Origin of the sequence: Paenibacillus wulumuqiensis (genome assembly GCF_000971965.1) — a bacterium.
In the GTDB taxonomy this organism is placed as follows: Bacteria; Bacillota; Bacilli; order Paenibacillales; family Paenibacillaceae; genus Saccharibacillus; species Saccharibacillus wulumuqiensis.
Window position 1 is genome coordinate 1 of sequence record NZ_KQ040794.1, and the last position, 2224, is coordinate 2224.

Below are 2224 nucleotides of genomic sequence, written 5' to 3' on the forward strand. Positions count from 1 at the left end.
ATTAGTACGTGGACGTAGACCCGAAACCGGGTGATCTACCCCTGTCCAGGATGAAGGTACGGTAACACGTACTGGAGGTCCGAACCCACGCACGTTGAAAAGTGCGGGGATGAGGTGGGGGTAGCGGAGAAATTCCAATCGAACCCGGAGATAGCTGGTTCTCCCCGAAATAGCTTTAGGGCTAGCCTCGGAAGGTGAGTCGCGGAGGTAGAGCACTGATTGGATGCGGGGCCCGCAAGGGTTACCAAGTTCAGTCAAACTCCGAATGCCGCAGACTTTATTCCGGGAGTCAGACAGTGGGTGCTAAGGTCCATTGTCAAAAGGGAAACAGCCCAGACCATCAGCTAAGGTCCCCAAGTGTGTGTTAAGTGGGAAAGGATGTGGAGTTGCTTAGACAACCAGGATGTTGGCTTAGAAGCAGCCACCATTGAAAGAGTGCGTAATAGCTCACTGGTCGAGTGACTCTGCGCCGAAAATGTAACGGGGCTAAACACACCACCGAAGCTATGGCTTGATGCAATGCATCAGGGGTAGGGGAGCGTTGAATTTAGGTTGAAGGTGTACCGTAAGGAGCGCTGGACAGAATTCAAGTGAGAATGCCGGTATGAGTAACGAAAAGATCAGTGAGAATCTGATCCGCCGAAAGCCCAAGGGTTCCTGAGGAAGGCTCGTCCTCTCAGGGTAAGTCGGGACCTAAGGCGAGGCCGAAAGGCGTAGTCGACGGACAACAGGTTGAAATTCCTGTACCACCGAAAGCCGTTATGAGCAATGGGGTGACGCAGGAGGGTAGTGACGCGGACTGATGGATGTCCGTCTAAGCAGTGAGGCTGGTGTGTAGGTAAATCCGCACACTCCAAGGCCAGGCTGTGATGGGGAGCGAAAATTACAGTAGCGAAGGTCATGATCTCACACTGCCAAGAAAAGCCTCTAGCCAGGAAGCAGGTGCCCGTACCGCAAACCGACACAGGTGGGCGAGAAGAGAATTCTAAGGCGCGCGGAAGAACTCTCGTTAAGGAACTCGGCAAAATGACCCCGTAACTTCGGGAGAAGGGGTGCCCCGGTAGTGTGAATAGCACGAGGGGGCCGCAGTGAAAAGGCCCAAGCGACTGTTTAGCAAAAACACAGGTCTGTGCGAAGCCGCAAGGCGAAGTATACGGGCTGACGCCTGCCCGGTGCTGGAAGGTTAAGGGGAGTGGTTAGCGCAAGCGAAGCTATGAACCGAAGCCCCAGTAAACGGCGGCCGTAACTATAACGGTCCTAAGGTAGCGAAATTCCTTGTCAGGTAAATTCTGACCCGCACGAATGGCGTAACGATTTGGGCGCTGTCTCAACGAGAGATCCGGTGAAATTTTAATACCTGTGAAGATGCAGGTTACCCGCGACAAGACGGAAAGACCCCATGGAGCTTTACTGCAGCTTGATATTGAACTGGGGTGCGATTTGTACAGGATAGGTGGGAGCCTACGAAGAGGGAGCGCAAGCTTCCTTGGAGGCGCCGTTGGGATACCACCCTGATCGCATCTGAGTTCTAACCTGGTACCGTAATCCGGTACAGGGACCGTGTCAGGTGGGCAGTTTGACTGGGGCGGTCGCCTCCTAAAATGTAACGGAGGCGCCCTAAGGTTCCCTCAGAATGGTTGGAAATCATTCGAAGAGTGTAAAGGCATAAGGGAGCTTGACTGCGAGACCTACAAGTCGAGCAGGGACGAAAGTCGGGCTTAGTGATCCGGTGGTACCGCATGGAAGGGCCATCGCTCAACGGATAAAAGCTACCCTGGGGATAACAGGCTTATCTCCCCCAAGAGTCCACATCGACGGGGAGGTTTGGCACCTCGATGTCGGCTCATCGCATCCTGGGGCTGAAGTAGGTCCCAAGGGTTGGGCTGTTCGCCCATTAAAGCGGTACGCGAGCTGGGTTCAGAACGTCGTGAGACAGTTCGGTCCCTATCTGTCGTGGGCGTAGGAAATTTGAGAGGAGCTGTCCTTAGTACGAGAGGACCGGGATGGACGCACCGCTGGTGTACCAGTTGTTCCGCCAGGAGCATCGCTGGGTAGCTACGTGCGGAAGGGATAAGCGCTGAAAGCATCTAAGCGTGAAGCCCCCCTCAAGATGAGATTTCCCAGTATGTAAGACCCCTTGAAGACGACGAGGTAGATAGGTTGGGGGTGGAAGTGCAGCAATGCATGGAGCTGACCAATACTAATCGGTCGAGGGCTTATCCAA

General features: G+C 54.2%; 1 rRNA gene. It reads left to right on the forward strand.

Features of this window, described 5'->3' with window-relative positions:
• Window positions 1–2224 (forward strand): 23S ribosomal RNA (locus WH45_RS04960); the annotation flags it as partial.